The sequence below is a fragment of the Leifsonia sp. 2MCAF36 genome, from assembly GCF_052115525.1.
Lineage (GTDB): Bacteria > Actinomycetota > Actinomycetes > Actinomycetales > Microbacteriaceae > Leifsonia.
On record NZ_JBFRGV010000006.1, the window covers coordinates 279,352 to 297,760 of the forward strand.

Below are 18,409 nucleotides of genomic sequence, written 5' to 3' on the forward strand. Positions count from 1 at the left end.
GGGGCTCCGCTGCGGCGGGGCCCCTTCGTCGTACCGGCAGCGGACGCCGTGGTACCGCGGGTGGATGCCGCACCGGCCCGCGCGGCCCTAGTCTCGGTGACATGATCCAACTCGATCACCTCACGAAACGCTTCGGCGAGAAGACCGCCGTCGACGACATCTCCGTGACCATCCAGCCGGGCAAGGTCACCGGCTTCCTGGGCCCGAACGGCGCAGGCAAGTCCACGACCATGCGGATGATCATGGGCCTCGACCGGCCTACCCGCGGCACCGCCCTCATCAACGGGAAGCGCTACGCGGACTTCCACTCACCGCTCACCGAGGTCGGCGCCCTGCTCGACGCGAAGGCCGTCCACACCGGACGCAGCGCCTACGCGCACCTGCTGGCGCTCGCGGCCACCCACGGCATCCCGAAGGCGCGGGTGCACGAGGTCATCGGCATGACCGGTCTGGAGTCGGTCGCCGGCAAGCGCGTCGGCGGCTTCTCGCTCGGTATGGGGCAGCGGCTCGGCATCGCCGTCGCCATGCTCGGCGACCCGGCCACCCTCATCCTGGACGAGCCGGTCAACGGACTCGACCCGGAGGGCGTGCTCTGGGTGCGGCAATTCGCCCGGCACCTGGCCGGGCAGGGCCGCACGGTCTTCCTCTCGTCGCACCTGATGAGCGAGATGGCGCAGACCGCCGACCACATCGTCGTGCTGGGCCGCGGCCGCGTGCTGGCCGACGCCCCGGTTGACCGCATCCTGGCCGGAGCCACCCGGCATGCGGTCCGGGTGCGCACACCGCAGTCCGAGCAGCTCGCGCGTGCCGTCGCCGGCGCCGACGTGGCCGTCACCGGCGTCGAAGCGGACCTGCTCGAGATCAGCGGCCTGACGGCCGCGCAGATCGGCGAGGCCGCCGCCCGCGACGGGATCGTGTTGCACGAGCTGACACCGCTCAGCGCCTCGCTCGAGGAGGCCTACCTCGAGCTCACCCAGGACGACGTCGAGTACCGCACGGAGGTCAGCCGATGAGCACCGCCACCGCATCCACCCCGGGTGCCACCCATCCGCACACCTCCCTCGGCCGACTCAGCTTTCCGCGGGTCGTCCGCTCCGAGTGGATCAAGCTCCGCACGCTGCGCTCGACGTTCTGGACGCTGATCAGCGCGGTCGTGCTCGTCGTGGGCATCGCGTCGCTGGTGGCCTTCGCCATCCCGGACAAGACGACCCTGGTCGGTCGCGTCTCGGAGGCGCAGCGCGCAGCCGTCGAGGCGCAGGCCGCCACCTTCGCGTCGACCGCCGCGACCGCCGGGCTCACGTTCGCCTCTCTCGTGATCGCGGTGCTCGGCGTGCTGGTGATCAGCGGCGAGTTCTCGACCGGGATGATCCGCTCGTCGTTCACCGCGGTGCCACGCCGCTTCCCGGTGTTCGTCGCCAAGACGATCGTCCTCTTCGTCGTCGCCTGCCTGGCCGGCCTGATCAGTTCGGCCGCTTCGTGGGGCGTGGCGGTGCCCATCCTGAACGGCAAGGGCTACTCGGGCGACCTCTTCTCGGCCGACACGCTGTGGGCGGTCCTCGGCGCGGGTCTCTACCTCGGTCTCGTCGCGGTGTTCGCACTCGGCGTCGGCGCCATCCTGAAGTCGACGGCCGGCGGTATCGCGGGCGCGCTCGGCGTGCTCCTGGTGCTTCCGATCATCGCCCGGCTGGTGAGCAGCCTGACCCGAACCCAATGGGTGGCCGACGCCGAGCACTACCTGATCAGCAACGCGGGCTCCGGGATGGCGGGCCTCTCCAACGGCAGTCTGGAGCCTTGGGCGAACGTCGTGACAGCGCTCGTCTGGGCTGCCGTCGCGTTCGTCGTCGGCGCCCTCCTGCTGCAGCGCAGGGACGCCTGACACACCGCACGTGACCTCGGAAGCAACACCACCGGACACCCCGGGCGGACTCGAACTGCCGAGACCGCCCGGGGTGATCCGCGGTTTCCTGGCGGCGCATCCTCGAACCGTCGACGTGTTCGTCGCGGCGGTGTACCTCGTACCGTCGGTGCTGGGCGCCCTCATCGTGGCCGCGCGGCATCCCGGCCCTGCGGGGTGGGCGGACCTGGCACTGTCCACGGTGGCCGGGATCGCACTCCTCGCCCGACGGCAGCGGCCGGCGACCGTCTTCGCCGTCGCGACGGTCGTGCTGGGCGCGAGCGTCTTCCTCAGTCGTGACGTGGATGTGGTTCCGACGCTCTTCGCGCTCTACGCGCTGGCGGTGTACCGCTCCATCCGCTCCGCCTGGATCGCGTTCGCCGTCACCTCCGCGGTGACCGTCGCCACGCTCACCACCGAGGTGCTGCTCGTCCAGGCCCGGGTGTTCACGCAGCTGCAGACCGCAGCGTTGCCGTCCGGCATCCTGGTGCTGGCGTTCTCCGTTGTCGCCGTGCTGATCGGCAGCAACGTCGGCAACCGGCGGCGGTACCTGGACGCGCTCATCGACCGGGCACGCCAGCTCGCCCGCGAACGCGACCAGCAGGCGGAGATCGCCGCCGCCGCGGAACGGAGCCGCATCGCCGGCGAACTGCACGACATCGTGTCGCACAGTCTGACCGTGATGATCACCCTGGCGGACGGCTCCGCCCGGCTCGCCGGCACAGCGCCCGAACGCTCGGCGGAGACCATGGCGCTGGTGGCCGAGACCGGCCGCGGCGCGCTCGCTGACATGCGGCGGCTGCTGGGCGTACTGCGCGACGGCGACGGGGATGCGTCGCGGGGGCCCCAGCCCGCGGTTGCGGACCTCGGTGCCCTCGTCGAGACGTTCCGCGCTGCCGGGCTGCCGGTGCGGATCACGGTGTCCGGCACCCCACCGGAGGACGCCGGCCAGCAGCTCACGATCTACCGGGTCGTGCAGGAGGGACTGACGAACGCCCTCCGTTACGCCGCGACGGCCACCGCGGTCGGAGTCGTCCTGGTGTTCCAGCCGGCGAGCGTCATCATCACCGTCGATGACGACGCGACCGTGCACGGACCGCCGGAGCAGGGCTCCAGGCGTGGGCTGATCGGTCTGCGGGAGCGCGTCGGCCTGTACGGCGGGACGCTGGAGGCCGGCCCGCGCACCGGCGGCGGCTGGCGCGTGCGGGCGGTGTTCGCCGCGGTGCACGGCGGGCCGGGAGCCGCGCGCGAGGTGCCGGCCGCATCCAGTGCGTCCGGTGCCGCCAGCGCCATCACTAGCGCCAACAAGGAGACACCGTGACCGACGGCCCCATCCGTATCCTGCTCGTCGACGACCAGCAGCTCGTCCGGCTGGGCTTCCGCATGGTGCTCGAGGCGGAGCCCGGCCTGGTCGTGGTGGGTGAAGCCGCGGACGGCGCGGAAGCGGTGCGGCTCGCCGCGCAACTGCGACCGGACGTGGTGCTCATGGATGTGCGCATGCCCGTCCTCGACGGCATCGAGGCCACGCGGCGGATCGTCGAGGCGGATGCGGGCGCGCGGGTCATCGTACTCACCACGTTCGACCTCGATGAATACGCCTTCGGCGGGTTGCGTGCCGGGGCGAGCGGATTCCTGCTGAAGGACGCACGGCCCGACGAACTGATCGCAGCCGTCCGCGCGGTCTCCGCCGGCGACGCCGCGGTATCCGGCCGGGTGACCCGCGCCATGCTGGAGCTGTTCGCCGACCGCCTGCCGACCGTCGGCGCTCCGGGTGCTGCCGGCAGTGCCGCCGGGCCCGATCCGGCCGCTGCCCTCACGCCGCGCGAACGCGAGATCCTGGTCGCCATGGGCGAGGGGCTGAGCAACGGCGAGATCGGTGCCCGCTTCTACCTGACCGAGTCGACGGTGAAGACCCACGTCGGCCGGGTGCTCTCGAAACTTCACCTGCGCGACCGGGTGCACGCCGTCATCTTCGCGTACGAGCACGGGCTGCTGGAGCGGTGAACCCGGCTGTTCGGAGGGTGAGCACAGGCGTCCCCAAGCCACCCCTCGCTAGGCTCATGGCCGTATGGAAATCCTGAGAACAGACTTCTGGACCAAACTCGGTTCGTGGGCCGTGGACGCCGGCTGGAACATCGTGACCGCTGTCTGCATCATCGGCGGGGCGTTCCTGCTGAGCTGGATCCTGCGCGTCGTGATCCGCAAGGTCGTCTCCCGCATCGTCAACGGGGTGAAGAAGGGCCAGAACGTCAGCGACACGCAGGCCCTGGTCGCCTCACCGCTCGCCGCGGTCCGCCTGGTGCAGCGCACCCGGACGCTCGGCTCTGTGCTCACCAACATCGTCAACGTGACGATCGGGATCGTCGCGATCATCCTCATCCTGAACGTCTTCGTTCCGGATGTGCTCGGTTCGTTCGCCCTGTTGACCGCCGCGATCGGCGCCGGCCTCGGTTTCGGCGCGCAGAACATCGTCAAGGACGTGCTGAACGGCCTGTTCATGGTGATGGAGGACCAGCTCGGGGTGGGCGACGTCGTCGACCTCGGCTCGGCGACCGGTGTCGTCGAGGCGGTCGGCATCCGCGTCACCCTGGTGCGCGACGTGAACGGGACGCTGTGGTTCGTGCGGAACGGCGAGATCGTCCGCGTCGGCAACATGTCGCAGGGCTGGGCGCGGGTCATCATCGACCTGGCCGTTCCCTACGACACCGACATCGAGGCCGTCCAGGCGAAGATGCTCGACGCTGCGACGGCGCTCGCCACCAGCACGAAGTGGCGCTCCCGCATCCTGGAGAAGCCGGAGCTGTGGGGCCTCGAGTCGATCTCGGCCGACGCCCTGATCATCCGCATCGTCCTGAAGACCCGGACCGCTGCGAAGGACGACGTGTCGCGCGAACTGCGCGTGCGGCTGAAGCAGGCGCTGGATGAGCTGGGCGTGAAGCTGCCGTCGCTCTCCGCGGTCGTGCTCACGGGCTTCGACAGCGCGTCCAGCGTCACGGGGGCGAAGCCGCCGAAGACCCGGCCGAGTGCGACGGTCACCCCCGAGCCGCCGCTGAAGGGCCGGAAGGCCCGCGCTGCCGCGAAACGGCAGGCGGCGGAGGGGACCGGCGCGACGCACCCTGCGGCGATCCGGATCACGCCGGCGATCGAGAACCGGGCACCGCACGCGGAGGCGCCGGCGAAGCCGCCCACGCAGCCGAAGCCGAGCACACCCCCGAAACCGAGCGCCGAGAAGCCGACCACCGAAAGGCCGAGCACCCCGAACCCGAGACAGGACGGAGAGCCGACGTGAACATCCCGCTGATCCCGACCGGCCCCCAGCCAGCGTTCTACGACGAGGTCGGCGGCCACACGACCTTCGTCCGGCTGGTCGACGCCTTCTACCGCGGCGTCGCCGACGACCCGGTGCTGCGCCCGATGTACCCGGAGGAGGACCTCGGCCCCGCAAAGGAGCGGCTCGTGCTCTTCCTGGAGCAGTACTGGGGCGGCCCGACCACCTACAGCCAGGAGCGCGGGCACCCGCGGCTCCGGATGCGCCACAACCCGTTCAAGGTCAACCCGGAGGCCCGCGATCGCTGGCTCGCGCACATGCGGGTCGCCGTCGACGAGTTGGGGCTGTCGCCGCTCCACGAGGAGACCCTGTGGAGCTACCTCGAACGGGCCGCGTTCGCTATGGTCAACACATTCGAGGAGTAGCCCTCCCCCGCCATCCCGGTGCCGAAGGAGACACGGATGACACACGAACCCGACGCCATCGTCGTCGGCGCCGGCCTCTCCGGTCTGGTCGCCGCTTCTGAGCTCTTGGATGCGGGACGCCGCGTCACGATCGTCGAACAGGAGCCGTCGGCCTCGTTCGGCGGCCAAGCGTGGTGGTCGTTCGGCGGACTGTTCCTGATCGACTCCCCGGAGCAGCGCCGGATGGGCGTCCACGACTCCCTGGCGCTGGCCCGAGACGACTGGTTCGGCAGCGCGGCCTTCGACCGGGCGGAGGACCACTGGCCGCGGCAGTGGGCGGAAGCGTACCTGCAGTTCGCCGCTGGCGAGAAGCGCGCCTGGCTGCACGACAAGGGCATCCGGTTCTTCCCCGTCGTCGGCTGGGCCGAGCGCGGCAGCGGGGCGGCGGGCGGGCACGGCAACTCCGTGCCGCGGTTCCACATCACCTGGGGAACCGGTCCCGGAGTCGTGGAGCCCTTCGCGCAACGCGTCCAGGCAGCGGCGGCCAACGGGCGCGTGGCGATCCGCAACAGGCACCGGGTGGACGAGCTGATCGTCGAAGGCGGCCGCGTGGTCGGCGTGCGCGGTGCGGTGCTGGCGCCCGACGGCGCCGAGCGCGGCGCGCCCAGCAACCGGGACGTCACCGGCGACTTCGAGCTGCGAGCCCCCGTCGTCATCGTCGCCTCGGGCGGCATCGGCGGCAACCACGACCTCGTCCGCGCCGCCTGGCCTGCACGGCTCGGCGAGCCGCCCGCGCACATGCTCTCCGGCGTCCCCGCCCACGTCGACGGGCGGATGCTCGGGATCGCCGAGGCCGCCGGGGCGCACCTCGTGAACGGCGACCGGATGTGGCACTACACCGAGGGCATCCAGAACTGGGATCCCGTGTGGCAGCAGCACGGCATCCGCATCCTCCCCGGCCCGTCGTCACTGTGGCTGGACGCGCGCGGCGACCGGCTGCCGTCTCCCCTGTTCCCGGGCTTCGACACGCTCGGGACCCTGGAGCACCTGCGCCGGACGGGCTCCGACTACAGCTGGTTCGTGCTGACGCAGAAGATCATCGAGAAGGAGTTCGCGCTCTCCGGCAGCGAGCAGAACCCGGACCTGACGGGCAAGGATGTGCGGCTGCTCGCCAAGCGGGTCGCGCCGGGCGCTCCGGGGCCTGTGGAGGCCTTCAAAGAGCACGGGGCGGACTTCGTGGTCGCCGACACGCTCGACGAACTGCTGGCCGGCATGCAGCGGATCGCGGACGTCCCTCTCGACACGGAGCTGGTCGCCCGGCACATCCACGAGCGCGACCGTCAGCTCGACAACGAGTTCGGCAAGGACCTGCAACTTGCCGCGGTGCGCTCGGCGCGCAAGTACCGCGGCGACCGCCTGATCCGCGTCGCCTCGCCGCACAAGCTGCTCGACCCGGCGGCTGGACCTCTCATCGCTGTCAAGCTGCACATCCTGACCCGGAAGAGCCTCGGCGGGATCGAGACGGACCTCGAGGGTCACGTGCTCGGAGCAGACGGGGCCGTCGTCCCCGGGCTCTACGCGGTCGGCGAAGCCGCCGGGTTCGGCGGCGGCGGAATGCACGGCTACCGCGCCCTGGAGGGCACGTTCCTCGGCGGCTGCCTCTTCTCGGGCCGCCAGGCCGGCCGCTCCGCCGCCCGCGCCTGACCCTCTTCTTCTCGCCTCCCAACCGTCGAGTCCTCACAAAGTGCACGCCCACGCGGCGTGTCGCGTGCACTTTGTGAGGACTCGACGGTGGGGAGGGAGGGGCCGGGTCAGCGGCGGAGGGACCAGGAGGGGCGGCGGACGAGGGTGTGGCCGCGGCTCGTGGTGAGGCGCGTCCAGGTGCCGGTCTCGTGGATGGTGACCGGCTCGTCGCCGCCCAGGAAGCCCAGACTCTCGGCGGCGAAGCCGGCGCCAGCGGGCACGTACTCCAAGTCGTCGATCGGGCGGCCCCACACCTCGGCGCGGACGCGCGTGACGAGCTGCTCCCCCGTGCCCGTCGGCACAGCCTCCGCGACCTCGGCGATGCCCGCCTGCGCGATGGCCTGCAGTCGGGCGGCGTCCGTCTCGCCGACCTTCTGCCACCCCCCGCGCGGCGGCGAGATGCCCGCCCAGGTGACCGTGGACACCTCCAGCGGCAGTCGCACCTCGACCGGCTCGTCGGTCGGCTGCGCCTCGGCGCCCTCACGGACGCGGGCGACACGGTCGAGCAGCGACCGGATCGGCACGACGACATCGAACTCGTCGTCGCCCCCGATCGCGAACGTGCGCAGACCGAGCACGGTGGGGGTCTCATCCATCAGACCGCGCGGATACAGGATCGCCGTGTAGACGGCGAGGACCCCGGACCCGGCGATCAGGCGCACGGATCCCTCCTCGACACGGGACGCCCTCGACAGATAGGTCTGCAGATCGGCGACGGCGAGGGTGTCCTTCAAAGAAAACGACTGGCTCATCGGTTGTCTAAACTACCAACAGACCACCGACTTGGAGGCACTGTGACCGAGCCCCTGGCTTCCCTACTGACCGCGCTCGATCTGACCGACACCGGTGCACGCACCAGCGAAGACATTTTCACCGGCCCGTCGCAGTGGATGCCGCTGGGTCGCGTCTTCGGCGGGCAGGTGCTCGCGCAGTCGATCGTCGCAGCCACGCGCACGGTCGAGAGCGACCGGAACATCCACTCGATGCACGGCTATTTCCTGCGTCCGGGCGACGTGAACTTCCCGATCACGTTCTCCGTCGACCGCATCCACGACGGCCGCTCGTTCTCCACCCGGCGCACGCAGGCGTACCAGAACGGGCTGCCCATCCTGTCGATGATCGCCTCGTACCAGACCGAGGACGACGGCTTCGAGCACCAGGATGCGATGCCGACCGACCTGCCCGGACCGGAGGAGCTGCCGTCTGCGGCATCCGTGCTCGAGGACGTGCAGAATCCCGTCGCCCAGTATTGGGCCGGCCAACGGCCATTCGACATGCGCCACGTGACCTCGCCGATCTACCTGTCGGTCGAGGGCGAGCGCGTCGCACAGCAAGCGGTGTGGTTCCGCACGATCGGCACCATGCCCGACGACCCGGCGCTGCACCGTGCGGCACTCGCCTACGCGAGCGACTACACGATCATGGAGTCGGTCATGCGACGGCACGGGATCGCCTGGGGCGATCCCGGCCTCAAAGCGGCCAGTCTCGACCACGCGATGTGGTGGCACCGGCCGGCCCGGGTGGACGAGTGGCTGCTGTACGTGCAGAAGTCTCCGACCGCGAGCGGGGGCCGCGGTCTCTCCGAGGGCCGTATCTTCACGCGCGACGGGCGCCTCGTCGCCAGTGTGGCGCAGGAGGCGACCATCCGCCTGCCGCGCGGGGAACGCTGAGCGGGGCCTTCAGCCGAACGGCTCAGCCGAACGGCTCAGCCGAACGTGCTGCGCAACAGGACAGTGCCGTCCGCGCCATTATCGGCAGAGCGGATATCGACCGTGGCGATGTCCTTCACGGGCAGGCTGGTCGTCGCGACCGGTTCGACCGTCGTCCCCTCGTCCGCCGTCCAGGTCGAGATGGTGTGCTGCTGGCCGGCACGGTCGGTGACGACCATCGCGTAGGTCCAGACGTGGCCGTCCCCGCCGCTGACGTGCGCGTACGTGCAGCGCGAGTCGATGCGTGTGCCCCACGGCTCGGCGGTCAGCCGCAGGTCCGCGGTGAGCGGGCTCGGCTCGACCTGCTGCATCACCACGGCAGCCTCGGGAGTGGCACCCGGGTTCAGTGCCCCCGGCAGAACGAAGGCAGCGATGCCGACGAGCAACGCGGCGGCGACAGTGGACAGGCTGGCGACGAGCCAGCGAGCACGGATCCTCCGGCGACGCACCTGATGGAGGAGGGACGGCAGGACGTCCGGCCCGGGGCCCGGCTCGACGCCGGCCGACGCGCCCGACAGTGCATCGTCCTCCAGCAGCGCGAACGCCTGCTCACGCGGCACGCGGCTGAGCAGGCCCGCCATCCCGGCCAGCTCGGAGACGGACTCGGCGCAGCGCTCGCAGACGCCCAGGTGGGCCTCGAACTCCCGGCGCTCCACCGGCGAGAGTGCGCCGAGCACGTACGCGGAATCCCAGGTGGCGAACTCGTCGTGGGCGGTCATCGTTCGGTCACCCCTCTCTCCTGAAGCGCGAGCCGGAGCGCGCGCAGGCCGTAGTGGAGCCGGGATTTCACGGTGCCCTCCGGGATATCGAGCTCGCGGGCGATCTCGGCGACCGACCGGCCGCCGTAGTAGGCGTGGACGATGACCGCTCTGTGCTCGACGGACAGCTCGGCCAGAGCGTCGGAGACCAGCCACGCGTCGAGGACCGCGTCCGCCTCGCTGTCCGGCGACGGATTCTCCGGGAGGTTCTCCGTGCCGAATTCGTGCCGGTAGTGGGCGCTGCGCCTCCCGTCGATGACGAGGTTGCGCGCCACCGTGAACAGCCAGGTGCGGGCGGACTGCTGGGACTGGTCCAGCACGGCCGGACGCCGCCAGGCGCGCAGCAGCGTCTCCTGCACCACGTCGTCGGCCATCGCGCGGTCGCCGGTGAGGTGCACGACGTACCGCCACACGGCCTGCGCGTGCTGGTCGTGCAGCTCGCGCAGCAGGCGGGCGTCCTCCTCCGGCATGTTCACCTCCACTCAGTACACGATGCAGCGCACGGAAAGGTTCACACGCCACGGTTGAACCGAACGTCGCATCGTCTCGTGAATACCGTAAGAGACACATCCGCCAAACGGGAGGAATCCGATGAACGACCACGCACCGCTCACCCGCCGCACCCTCGTTTCGATCGGTGGGGCATCCGCCGGCGCCGTGCTGCTCGCCGCCTGTACGCCGGGCGGAGCGGAAGGAGCCGGCGATTCGGGTGGGTCCGGTGGTTCGGGTGGGTCTGGTGGATCCGGCGGCTCGGGCGGTTCCGGCGGTTCCGATTCGGCGAAGGTGTCGCTCGCGTCCATCCCGGTCGGCGGCGCCGTCTCGGCGACGCTCGCGGGAAAACCGATCGTCGTGTCGCAGCCGAGCGCAGGACAGGTGGTCGCGTTCAGCGCCGTGTGCACGCATCAGGGATGCACGGTGGCGCCGCAGGGCAAGGAGTTCGACTGCCCGTGCCATGGCTCGCGCTTCGACGCGAACACGGGCGCCGTTCTCGGCGGTCCGGCGCCGGCCCCGCTGTCGAAGCTGAACGCCCAGGTCTCGGGTGACGCCGTGACCGTCACCGAGTAGGGGACGTCATGGAGGTCAACGGACTACCGCTGCATGTGCTGCTCGTCCACTTCGTGGTCGTGCTGGTGCCTCTGACAGCCATCGCGGCGCTGCTGGTGCCGATCTGGCCGGTGGCGCGCCGCCGCCTCGGGATCGTGGTGCCGCTTCTCGCGCTTGCAAACCTCGTCCTCGTGCCGATCGTCATGCTGGCGGGCCAGTGGCTTCAGGCGCGGGTGCCGTCCACTCCGCTGATCGTGCAGCATGCCGCGCTCGGCCAGACGCTGCTGCCGTGGGTGATCGCGCTGTTCGTGTTCAGCGTGCTGCAGTGGGCGTGGTTCTTCTTCGTGGACCGGCCCGATTCGCCGCGGCGCCCGTCCGTCGTCGTTCGCCGGGTGGTGCTGGTCGTGCTGATCGTCGCGGCCCTCGTGCTCGCGGTCGGAACGGTCGTGGACGTCGTGCTGATCGGCGAGGCGGGTTCGCGGGCCATCTGGCAGAACTCGTTCAGCCCGACGCCGCTGCCCACGACGCCGGCCCCGACCCCCTGAGCAACACCGATGCCCTGTGCAACAGCGAAGTCGTGACCGGTAGCGGCGCTCAGCCCCGCTTTGCGAAGGCGACGGGCTCGTCGAGGTACGGCGTCCACGCGTCCCGTTCGCGCTCGTTGATGCGGCGGGGACGCTGGGTGGTCGCGTCGACGAGCACGATCGTGGTGGCGGCGCGGGTGAACATCGTGCGCGGCTCGGTGCCTTCCGGCGACCACACCTCGTAGCAGACGTCGAGGCTGGCCCCTCCGAGGCGTCCGAGCCACAGCTGGACGTCGAGCGCCTGGCGGAGGTACGGGATGGGCGCCAGGTATTCGATCTCCTGCCGGGCGATCAGCGTGAGCGTGTCGGCGCCGGGGCGCCCGTCGAGGACGGCGGTCGATCCTCCGACCGCCTCGCCGCTCCCCCGGACCGCACCGGCACCCGCCTCGGCGTCCTGGGCGCTGTCGTCGGTGGCCCAGAACGCCTCGATGCGCGCCTCCTCCAGGAGACGCAGCATCTCGGCGTTGTTGACGTGCCCGTACGCGTCGAGGTCGCTCCAGCGGAGATTGATCGGAACGTGCAGTCGCATGGCGTGGCCTCCGGCTCAGTCGCGGGTGAGCTTGCGGTACGCCGAGCGGTGCGGCTTCGCCGCGTCGGCCCCGAGACGCGAGATCTTGTTCTCCTCGTACGCCTCGAAGTTGCCCTCGAACCAGTACCAGTCGGCCGGGTTATCTTCGGTTCCCTCGTAGGCGAGGATGTGGGTCGCGATCCGGTCGAGGAACCACCGGTCGTGGGTGATGACCACGGCGCAGCCGGGGAACTCGAGCAGCGCGTTCTCCAGGCTGGAGAGCGTCTCGACGTCGAGGTCGTTCGTCGGCTCGTCGAGAAGCAGCAGGTTGCCGCCCTGCTTGAGCGTCAGCGCCAGGTTGAGACGGTTTCGCTCACCACCGGAGAGCACGCCGGACTTCTTCTGCTGGTCCGGCCCCTTGAACCCGAACGTCGACACGTAGGCACGCGACGGCACCTCGGTCTTGCCGACCTGGATGTAGTCGAGCCCGTCCGAGACGACCTCCCAGACGTTCTTGTTCGGGTCGATTCCGCCGCGCGTCTGGTCGACGTACGAGATGTTGACCGTCTCGCCGACCTTGAGGTCGCCGCCGTCGAGCGGTTCGAGTCCGACGATGGTCTTGAACAGCGTGGTCTTGCCGACGCCGTTCGGGCCGATCACACCGACGATGCCGTTGCGGGGCAGGGTGAACGTGAGACCGTCGATCAGCGTGCGGTCGTCGAAGCCCTTCTGCAGGTTCTTGGCGTCGATGACCACCTGGCCGAGGCGCGGCCCCGGCGGGATCTGGATCTCCTCGAAGTCGAGCTTCTTGGTGCGCTCCGCCTCGGCCGCCATCTCCTCGTACCGGGCCAGACGGGCCTTGGACTTGGCCTGACGGCCCTTCGCGTTGCTGCGGACCCAGTCGAGCTCCTCAGAGAGCCGCTTCGCCAGCTTGGCGTCCTTCTTGCCCTGGATCGCGAGGCGCTCGCTCTTCTTCTCGAGGTAGGTCGAGTAGTTGCCCTCGTACGGGTACAGGTGACCGCGGTCGACCTCGGCGATCCACTCGGCCACGTGGTCGAGGAAGTACCGGTCGTGCGTCACGGCGAGCACGGCACCGTGGTACTTGGCCAGGTGCTGCTCGAGCCAGAGCACGCTCTCGGCGTCGAGGTGGTTGGTCGGCTCGTCGAGGAGCAGCAGGTCGGGCTTCTGAAGGAGGAGGCGGCAGAGCGCGACGCGCCGCTTCTCGCCACCGGACAGCGTGTTGACCGGCCAGTCCCCGGGCGGGCAGCGCAGCGCATCCATCGCCTGCTCCAGCTGGGAGTCGAGGTCCCAGGCGTCCGCGGCGTCGATCTGCTCCTGCAGCGTTCCCATCTCGGCGAGGAGGGTGTCGAAGTCGGCATCGGGGTCGGCGAGGAGACCGGAGATCTCGTTGAACCGATCGACCTTCTCCTTGATCGGGCCGACGCCCTCCTGGACGTTCTCGAGGACGGTCTTGCTCTCGTCCAGCACGGGCTCCTGCATGAGGATGCCGACCGTGTAGCCCGGAGAGAGCTTGGCGTCGCCGTTGGAGGGCGTGTCCAGGCCGGCCATGATCTTCAGGATGGTGGACTTGCCGGCGCCGTTGGGACCGACGACGCCGATCTTGGCTCCCGGAAGGAACGCCATCGTGACATCGTCGAGGATCACCTTGTCGCCGACCGCCTTGCGGGCGCGCACCATCGAGTAAATGTATTCGGCCACTCTTCTTCTCAAACTCCCTGGTCGTCGGCTTCTTGCCGTATACGAGGATACGGGAACCGGCCGCCCATCGGGCGGCGGTGCTCCCCTACCAGTCGATCGCGCGGGTCTGCCCGATCAGGCAGTTCCCGGTGGAGAGCACGGGGGTCACCATGCTCGAGTACCCGCCCGCATCCGCACCGTTCTGACCGATCAGGCAGGCTTCGCCCATCCGGACCGAGAACTGGATGGAGTTGGCCTTCAGCCCGATCGTCGTCGTGTCGACGGTGACCTGCATCGACGATTTGTCGAAGCCGGCCGACACCAGAGCGTCGATGAAGTCGCGCCCCTTCGCGTCCGGGTTGGCCGCCAGCGTCGCTTTATTGACCTGATCGAAGAACGGCAGGTTCTGTTCGGCCGTCCCGCCGGGCACCAGGGCCACCGCGGCCGGAGCCGAGGATCCTGCACTCGGCGTGGCCTCCGCCGAGGCGTGCGCAGTGGCCGACGAGGAACGCGAGGCACCCGGGCCGGGAGCCCCCGTGCAGCCTGTGAGGGCGAACACGACCGCCAGCATGGCCCCCACCGCGGCCACCGGGATCCCTGCGAACGGACCGGTGCGGCGGACCACGAGGAGCGTCATATGCATCATCTTAAGGGGAGGCCGCTGGGATTCCGTCGGGAGGCGTCGCGACGTCTTCCGCGGCTCCGGGCGCGACGGCCCTGGTGAACTGCGAGCGGCCCCAGGTGAGATCGTGACCGATGGATTCGGCCTCGATCTCCACGGTCATGCCCTGTTTCTCTCCGACCCATTCCCGCAGGCAGAGCCGGCCGGACACCAGGACCGGGTCGCCTTTGGCGATGCACTCCGCAGCGCTGAGAGCCAGGCGCCGGAAGGCGCTAACGGTGTACCAGTTGCTTCCGCCGTCCTCCCACGCGGACGCCTGGCGGTTGTAACGACGGCGCGTGGTGACGAGCCGGAAGCTCGTGATCGGCAGGCCTCCTTCGGTGACGAGGTGGCGCGGCTCGGTGACGACGAACCCGCGAACGGCGACGGTCTCTGACATGGTCTCCCCTTTCGGCGCCCGCCGGGTGGCGGGCTCAAGACCACTCTCGTCGGCGCGGCAATGCATCCACGGGCACGAGCGACTTCAGTGGAGAAAAGTCGAAGGCGCGAGGTTGGGGACGACTCAGGCGGCGACGTAGTCGGAGTACGACGCGCGGATCTTGTTCACCTTCGGCAGGGCCACCGCCAGGCAGTAGCCCTGACCCGGATTCTTCGCGAAGAAGTCCTGGTGATACTCCTCCGCCCGGTAGAACGGCCCCAGCGGCTCGATGCTGGTGACGATCCCGCCACCCCAGTACTCGGCCGCCCGGTCCCGTGCGGCCTCGAACAGCTCCGTCTGGTGCTCGCCGTCGGGGAACATCGCCGACCGGTACTGGGTGCCGACATCGTTGCCCTGCCGGTTCAGCTGGCGCGGGTCGTGCAGTGTGAAGAACACGTCCAGGATGACGCCGGCCGGAATCACCTCGGGATCGAAGGTCACCGCGACCGCCTCCGCGTGCCCGGTCCGACCGGTGCACACCTCCTCGTACGTCGGGTCCATGGTGATGCCGCCCGTGTACCCCGAGACCACATCCTGGACACCGCGCAGAACGCGGTACACCGCATCCAGGCACCAGAAGCATCCGCCGGCCACCACAAAGGTCTGCATGGGGTTCCCTTTCGATTCGCTCGCCTCCATTCTGCTCCGCCCAGTTGCCGACACGACGCCAAGGGTCCCGGCTCCACCGCCGAACCGCGGTTACCATCACCGCATGCACTGGTGGAATGACTTCGTCGATTGGTTCACTTCGCCGGCCGCGCGCCCGGTGATCTTCTACGCGGCGGTCCTCGCGGTCGCCGTGATCCTCTCCGGCCTCATCGCCGCCTGGATCGCCCGGGGCGCCCTGAAGGGTCTCCTCTCCCGCACCGACCGCCAGCAGAAGGCCTCGGCGATCGCCGCTCTCGTCGACGCGGCCACCGAGGCGTCCGTCTGGAACTCGCTGACCCCCGCCGAGCAGGTGCTCTCCGACCGGGCCGTCGGCCAGGCGGACATCATGGTGCGCCTCCTGCCGATCCGGAACTCCGGCCTCGCGGCGACCTGGGCGGGCCACCAGCTCGCCGAGATGAAGCGGGCCTCCGCCACGTTCGGCTACCAGCTGGACCCGGCCATCGCCGAGTTCCGCGACCGCCTCATCGAGTGGCAGGACCACCCCCGCCGTGCACGCAAGATCTTCCAGAGCGACCTGGAGCGCTGGCGGTTCGAGAACAGCGACGGTGAGCGCACCCTGATCGCGCAGCAGGATGCCTGGGTGGCGCAGCAGCACCACGAGCAGTACACGGCGCCGACGACGGCGGACGAGGGCCGGCCCGAGCCGACCGCCGCCACCCCGTTCGCCGGAGCCGCAGCCGCGTCGAACGAGGCGAACGCCACCGCCGACACGTCCCCGACCGCGCGCCTCGGTCAGCCCGTCTGACGCGAGCCATCCACCGACAGCAGACGTCTGCGGCCCCTTGTCACGTCTGCGCCTGCGCGCGCAGCAGCGCAGGTGACAACGGGCCGCAGACGCTGAGGAGCGCGGGTGCAGAGGCGCGCCGGTTCAGCGGGTGTAGGAGCCTTCCGGCCACCACTCGTCGAACATGCTCGCCGGCGGCTGGCGCTTGTGCTCGGTCGCCCGGTAGTGGGCCTCCAACGCCTCAGCGACCTCGTCGGGCACGTCCTTGCCCTCGAGGAAGTCGTCGATGTCGTTGTAGCTGAGCCCGAGGTTGTCCTCGTCGGTCTGGCCCGGGTTGTGGTCCAGCAGGTCGGCGGTCGGCGCCTTCTCGTAGAGTCGCGCGGGCGCATCCAGGTACCGCAGCAGTTGCTTGCCCTGCCGCTTGGTCAGGCCGGTCAGGGGGAGGATGTCCGTCCCCCCGTCGCCGTACTTGGTGAAAAATCCTGTCACTGCCTCTGCGGCGTGATCCGTGCCGATGACGAGCAAGCTCCGCTGGCCCGCGATCGCATACTGGGCGACCATGCGGATGCGCGCCTTGACGTTGCCCTTGACGAAGTCTGACATCGCGCCTCCGAGAGCGTCCGCGTATTCGTCCTCGACACCATCGGTGCCGCGCTGGATGTTGAACACGACGGAACTCTTCGGCTGGATGAACGAGAGCGCCAGCTGGGCGTCCTCCTCGTCGCGCTGCACCGCGTACGGCAGACGGACGGCCACGAAGTCGGCATCGGTGCCCTCCGCCGCGAGGCGCTCGACCGCGAGTTGCGTAAGTCGTCCCGCAAGCGACGAATCCTGGCCGCCGCTGATGCCGAGCACGAAGCCCTTGGCACCCGTGGCTTGCAGGTAGTCGACGAGGAAGCCGACGCGACGCTCGACCTCCGTCGCCGGGTCCACCTCCGGCTGGACGTGCAGATCCTCGATGATTTTCGCCTGAAGTTCGCGCATGACGACACACTATCGCCGGACGATTTCGTGCGTGTGAACGGTCTGCCGCCGCACCCGTCCCGGTCGCTAGCATGCGCGCATGGACCCCGCCGTCTCGAGCGTCGTGCTCGTCCCCCTGCTCGCCGTCCTCGCGGCGCTCCTGACCACCGCGGTCGGGCGCTTCGTGAAGGTTCCGCTGGTCGTCTTCGAGATCGTGCTCGGCCTGCTGATCGGCCCGGCGGTGCTCGGCTGGGTGCCGAAGACCGCTGGGCTGGATGCGCTTGCCAACTTCGGGCTCGCGTTCCTGTTCTTCATGGCCGGCAACGAGATCGACTTCGCCGCGATCGGCGGTCGGCGCCTCCGCCGGGCGTCGCTGACCTGGCTGATCTCGCTGGTCGTCGGTATCGTGGTCGCTGCCCTGATCGCGGGCGAGGTCATCCGGGGCGTCTACATCGGCATCGCCCTCACCTCCACCGCGCTCGGCACCCTGATGCCCGTGCTGCGCGACGCCGGCGAACTGCGCACGCCGTTCGGGCGCGCGGTGACGGCCGTCGGCGCCGTCGGCGAGTTCGGGCCGCTGCTCGCGATCTCGCTGTTCCTCAGCGGACGCAAGCCGGTGCCCGCCGCGCTCGTCCTGATCGGCTTCGCCCTGATCGCCGGGGGCGCGATCTGGTTCGCCTCGCGAGGCGGACATCAGCGCTTCCACCGCCTGGTGCGGGCGACCCTGCACACGAGCGGTCAGTTCGCGGTGCGGTTCGTCGTCCTCGTCATCGCCGCACTCGTCGGGTTGAGCATCGCCCTGGGACTGGACATGCTGCTCGGCGCGTTCGCCGCGGGCGTGCTGTGCCGCATCCTGCTCGCCGGTGCCGAGCCCGCGGACGCGCACCACATCGAGAGCAAGCTGGAGGCTGTGGCCTTCGGCGTGCTGGTCCCCATCTTCTTCATCAACACCGGGATCGGCTTCGACTTGAAGGCGCTCCTCGGCGACCCGCGCGCGCTCATCCTGCTGCCGGTCTTCCTGGTGCTGCTGATCGTCGTCCGCGGGCTGCCGGGCTCGTTCTCCGCGCCGCCCGGCTCGACGGTCCGCGACCGCGCCTCGCTGACGCTCTTCACCGCGACCGGGCTGCCGATCATCGTCGCCGTCACCGCGATCGGCGTCCGCGAGCACGACCTCCCCGTGGGGACGGCGACGGCGCTGGTCGGCGCCGGGATGCTGTCGGTGCTGATCTTCCCGCTTGTCGCCCTTCTGCTGCGCTGGCGTTCGGCGGACGGCGGCGTGCGACCCGCTGACCCCGACCCGATCGCCGTCGAAGGCTGAGCGCGCCGTCGGCCGCCCAGTGAGT

General features: G+C 70.1%; 21 protein-coding genes. 12 read left to right on the plus strand and 9 right to left on the minus strand.

Features of this window, described 5'->3' with window-relative positions:
- Positions 1-101: 101 nt before the first annotated feature.
- The 7 genes from AB4079_RS11375 (at position 102) to AB4079_RS11405 (ending at position 7,270) form a co-directional block, all read left to right on the plus strand.
- Positions 102-1,013, plus strand: a complete 912-nt coding sequence (locus AB4079_RS11375) for an ATP-binding cassette domain-containing protein (RefSeq protein ID WP_441787398.1) — start codon at positions 102-104, stop codon at positions 1,011-1,013.
- The gene (locus AB4079_RS11380; RefSeq protein WP_441787399.1) at positions 1,010-1,876 is read left to right on the plus strand and encodes an ABC transporter permease subunit; all 867 of its coding nucleotides are present in this window, start codon (positions 1,010-1,012) and stop codon (positions 1,874-1,876) included. The genes AB4079_RS11375 and AB4079_RS11380 overlap by 4 nt, the downstream gene beginning before the upstream one ends.
- Positions 1,877-1,886: 10 nt before the next feature.
- Positions 1,887-3,215, plus strand: a complete 1,329-nt coding sequence (locus AB4079_RS11385; protein WP_441787400.1) for a sensor histidine kinase — start codon at positions 1,887-1,889, stop codon at positions 3,213-3,215.
- The gene (locus tag AB4079_RS11390; RefSeq protein ID WP_441787401.1) at positions 3,212-3,898 is read left to right on the plus strand and encodes a response regulator; all 687 of its coding nucleotides are present in this window, start codon (positions 3,212-3,214) and stop codon (positions 3,896-3,898) included. Before AB4079_RS11385 ends, AB4079_RS11390 begins: the two co-directional genes overlap by 4 nt.
- A gap of 64 nt (positions 3,899-3,962) precedes the next feature.
- Positions 3,963-5,183: a mechanosensitive ion channel family protein gene (locus AB4079_RS11395; RefSeq protein ID WP_441787402.1), complete on the plus strand. Its 1,221-nt coding sequence runs from the start codon at positions 3,963-3,965 to the stop codon at positions 5,181-5,183.
- Positions 5,180-5,587, plus strand: a complete 408-nt coding sequence (locus AB4079_RS11400; RefSeq protein ID WP_441787403.1) for a globin — start codon at positions 5,180-5,182, stop codon at positions 5,585-5,587. Before AB4079_RS11395 ends, AB4079_RS11400 begins: the two co-directional genes overlap by 4 nt.
- Before the next feature lie 36 nt (positions 5,588-5,623).
- The gene (locus tag AB4079_RS11405; RefSeq protein WP_441787404.1) at positions 5,624-7,270 is read left to right on the plus strand and encodes an FAD-binding dehydrogenase; all 1,647 of its coding nucleotides are present in this window, start codon (positions 5,624-5,626) and stop codon (positions 7,268-7,270) included.
- 107 nt (positions 7,271-7,377) lie between these two features.
- Here AB4079_RS11405 and AB4079_RS11410 read toward each other — a convergent pair whose 3' ends face one another.
- Complete coding sequence (locus AB4079_RS11410; RefSeq protein WP_441787405.1) at positions 7,378-8,061, minus strand: hypothetical protein; 684 nt, start codon at positions 8,059-8,061, stop codon at positions 7,378-7,380.
- A 42-nt stretch (positions 8,062-8,103) separates the two neighbouring features.
- On the opposite strand from AB4079_RS11410, the gene AB4079_RS11415 reads away from it, so the two are divergent.
- Complete coding sequence (locus tag AB4079_RS11415; RefSeq protein WP_441787406.1) at positions 8,104-8,979, plus strand: acyl-CoA thioesterase; 876 nt, start codon at positions 8,104-8,106, stop codon at positions 8,977-8,979.
- 35 nt (positions 8,980-9,014) lie between these two features.
- Here AB4079_RS11415 and AB4079_RS11420 read toward each other — a convergent pair whose 3' ends face one another.
- Positions 9,015-9,737, minus strand: coding sequence for an anti-sigma factor family protein (locus tag AB4079_RS11420; protein ID WP_441787407.1), 723 nt, complete (start codon positions 9,735-9,737; stop codon positions 9,015-9,017).
- Positions 9,734-10,246, minus strand: coding sequence for a sigma-70 family RNA polymerase sigma factor (locus tag AB4079_RS11425; protein ID WP_441787408.1), 513 nt, complete (start codon positions 10,244-10,246; stop codon positions 9,734-9,736). The genes AB4079_RS11420 and AB4079_RS11425 overlap by 4 nt, the downstream gene beginning before the upstream one ends.
- Before the next feature lie 121 nt (positions 10,247-10,367).
- Between AB4079_RS11425 and AB4079_RS11430 the strand changes: the two genes are divergently transcribed.
- Positions 10,368-10,841: a ubiquinol-cytochrome c reductase iron-sulfur subunit gene (locus AB4079_RS11430; protein ID WP_441787409.1), complete on the plus strand. Its 474-nt coding sequence runs from the start codon at positions 10,368-10,370 to the stop codon at positions 10,839-10,841.
- 8 nt (positions 10,842-10,849) lie between these two features.
- Positions 10,850-11,365, plus strand: coding sequence for a hypothetical protein (locus AB4079_RS11435; RefSeq protein WP_441787410.1), 516 nt, complete (start codon positions 10,850-10,852; stop codon positions 11,363-11,365).
- Positions 11,366-11,414: 49 nt separating this feature from the next.
- On the opposite strand, the gene AB4079_RS11440 is transcribed toward AB4079_RS11435, so the two are convergent.
- The 5 genes from AB4079_RS11440 to msrA all read right to left on the minus strand — a co-directional run bounded on the left by AB4079_RS11440 (position 11,415) and on the right by msrA (position 15,319).
- Positions 11,415-11,933, minus strand: coding sequence for an acyl-CoA thioesterase (locus AB4079_RS11440; RefSeq protein ID WP_441787411.1), 519 nt, complete (start codon positions 11,931-11,933; stop codon positions 11,415-11,417).
- A 15-nt stretch (positions 11,934-11,948) separates the two neighbouring features.
- Positions 11,949-13,631 (minus strand): energy-dependent translational throttle protein EttA, encoded by a 1,683-nt coding sequence (gene ettA / locus AB4079_RS11445; protein ID WP_441787412.1) that lies wholly within the window; start codon positions 13,629-13,631, stop codon positions 11,949-11,951.
- 85 nt (positions 13,632-13,716) lie between these two features.
- Positions 13,717-14,247: a DUF6993 domain-containing protein gene (locus AB4079_RS11450; RefSeq protein ID WP_441787413.1), complete on the minus strand. Its 531-nt coding sequence runs from the start codon at positions 14,245-14,247 to the stop codon at positions 13,717-13,719.
- Between the two features lie 10 nt (positions 14,248-14,257).
- Complete coding sequence (locus tag AB4079_RS11455) at positions 14,258-14,671, minus strand: single-stranded DNA-binding protein (protein ID WP_441787414.1); 414 nt, start codon at positions 14,669-14,671, stop codon at positions 14,258-14,260.
- 123 nt (positions 14,672-14,794) lie between these two features.
- Entirely contained in the window at positions 14,795-15,319 is a 525-nt protein-coding gene (msrA, locus tag AB4079_RS11460; protein WP_441787415.1) for a peptide-methionine (S)-S-oxide reductase MsrA, read from the minus strand.
- 103 nt (positions 15,320-15,422) lie between these two features.
- Between msrA and AB4079_RS11465 the strand changes: the two genes are divergently transcribed.
- Complete coding sequence (locus tag AB4079_RS11465) at positions 15,423-16,124, plus strand: hypothetical protein (protein ID WP_441787416.1); 702 nt, start codon at positions 15,423-15,425, stop codon at positions 16,122-16,124.
- Between the two features lie 123 nt (positions 16,125-16,247).
- On the opposite strand, the gene nadE is transcribed toward AB4079_RS11465, so the two are convergent.
- Positions 16,248-17,087 carry an ammonia-dependent NAD(+) synthetase gene (gene nadE, locus AB4079_RS11470; RefSeq protein WP_441787417.1) on the minus strand — a complete coding sequence of 280 codons (840 nt, stop codon included), beginning with the start codon at positions 17,085-17,087 and terminating at the stop codon, positions 16,248-16,250.
- A gap of 79 nt (positions 17,088-17,166) precedes the next feature.
- Here nadE and AB4079_RS11475 point away from each other — a divergent pair, with 79 nt between their 5' ends.
- Positions 17,167-18,384, plus strand: a complete 1,218-nt coding sequence (locus AB4079_RS11475; RefSeq protein WP_441787418.1) for a cation:proton antiporter — start codon at positions 17,167-17,169, stop codon at positions 18,382-18,384.
- Positions 18,385-18,409: the final 25 nt, after the last annotated feature.

Excerpts from the sequence above, each read along its gene's own strand:
- AB4079_RS11375 (WP_441787398.1), top strand. The coding sequence starts at position 102 with ATGATCCAACTCGATCACCTCACGAAACGCTTCGGCGAGAAGACCGCC.
- AB4079_RS11380 (WP_441787399.1), top strand. The coding sequence starts at position 1,010 with ATGAGCACCGCCACCGCATCCACCCCGGGTGCCACCCATCCGCACACC.
- AB4079_RS11395 (WP_441787402.1), top strand. The coding sequence starts at position 3,963 with ATGGAAATCCTGAGAACAGACTTCTGGACCAAACTCGGTTCGTGGGCC.
- AB4079_RS11405 (WP_441787404.1), top strand. The coding sequence starts at position 5,624 with ATGACACACGAACCCGACGCCATCGTCGTCGGCGCCGGCCTCTCCGGT.
- AB4079_RS11410 (WP_441787405.1), bottom strand. The coding sequence starts at position 8,061 with ATGAGCCAGTCGTTTTCTTTGAAGGACACCCTCGCCGTCGCCGATCTG.
- AB4079_RS11420 (WP_441787407.1), bottom strand. The coding sequence starts at position 9,737 with ATGACCGCCCACGACGAGTTCGCCACCTGGGATTCCGCGTACGTGCTC.
- AB4079_RS11425 (WP_441787408.1), bottom strand. The coding sequence starts at position 10,246 with ATGCCGGAGGAGGACGCCCGCCTGCTGCGCGAGCTGCACGACCAGCAC.
- AB4079_RS11430 (WP_441787409.1), top strand. The coding sequence starts at position 10,368 with ATGAACGACCACGCACCGCTCACCCGCCGCACCCTCGTTTCGATCGGT.
- AB4079_RS11435 (WP_441787410.1), top strand. The coding sequence starts at position 10,850 with ATGGAGGTCAACGGACTACCGCTGCATGTGCTGCTCGTCCACTTCGTG.
- AB4079_RS11440 (WP_441787411.1), bottom strand. The coding sequence starts at position 11,933 with ATGCGACTGCACGTTCCGATCAATCTCCGCTGGAGCGACCTCGACGCG.
- AB4079_RS11450 (WP_441787413.1), bottom strand. The coding sequence starts at position 14,247 with ATGACGCTCCTCGTGGTCCGCCGCACCGGTCCGTTCGCAGGGATCCCG.
- AB4079_RS11455 (WP_441787414.1), bottom strand. The coding sequence starts at position 14,671 with ATGTCAGAGACCGTCGCCGTTCGCGGGTTCGTCGTCACCGAGCCGCGC.
- msrA (WP_441787415.1), bottom strand. The coding sequence starts at position 15,319 with ATGCAGACCTTTGTGGTGGCCGGCGGATGCTTCTGGTGCCTGGATGCG.
- AB4079_RS11465 (WP_441787416.1), top strand. The coding sequence starts at position 15,423 with ATGCACTGGTGGAATGACTTCGTCGATTGGTTCACTTCGCCGGCCGCG.
- nadE (WP_441787417.1), bottom strand. The coding sequence starts at position 17,087 with ATGCGCGAACTTCAGGCGAAAATCATCGAGGATCTGCACGTCCAGCCG.
- AB4079_RS11475 (WP_441787418.1), top strand. The coding sequence starts at position 17,167 with ATGGACCCCGCCGTCTCGAGCGTCGTGCTCGTCCCCCTGCTCGCCGTC.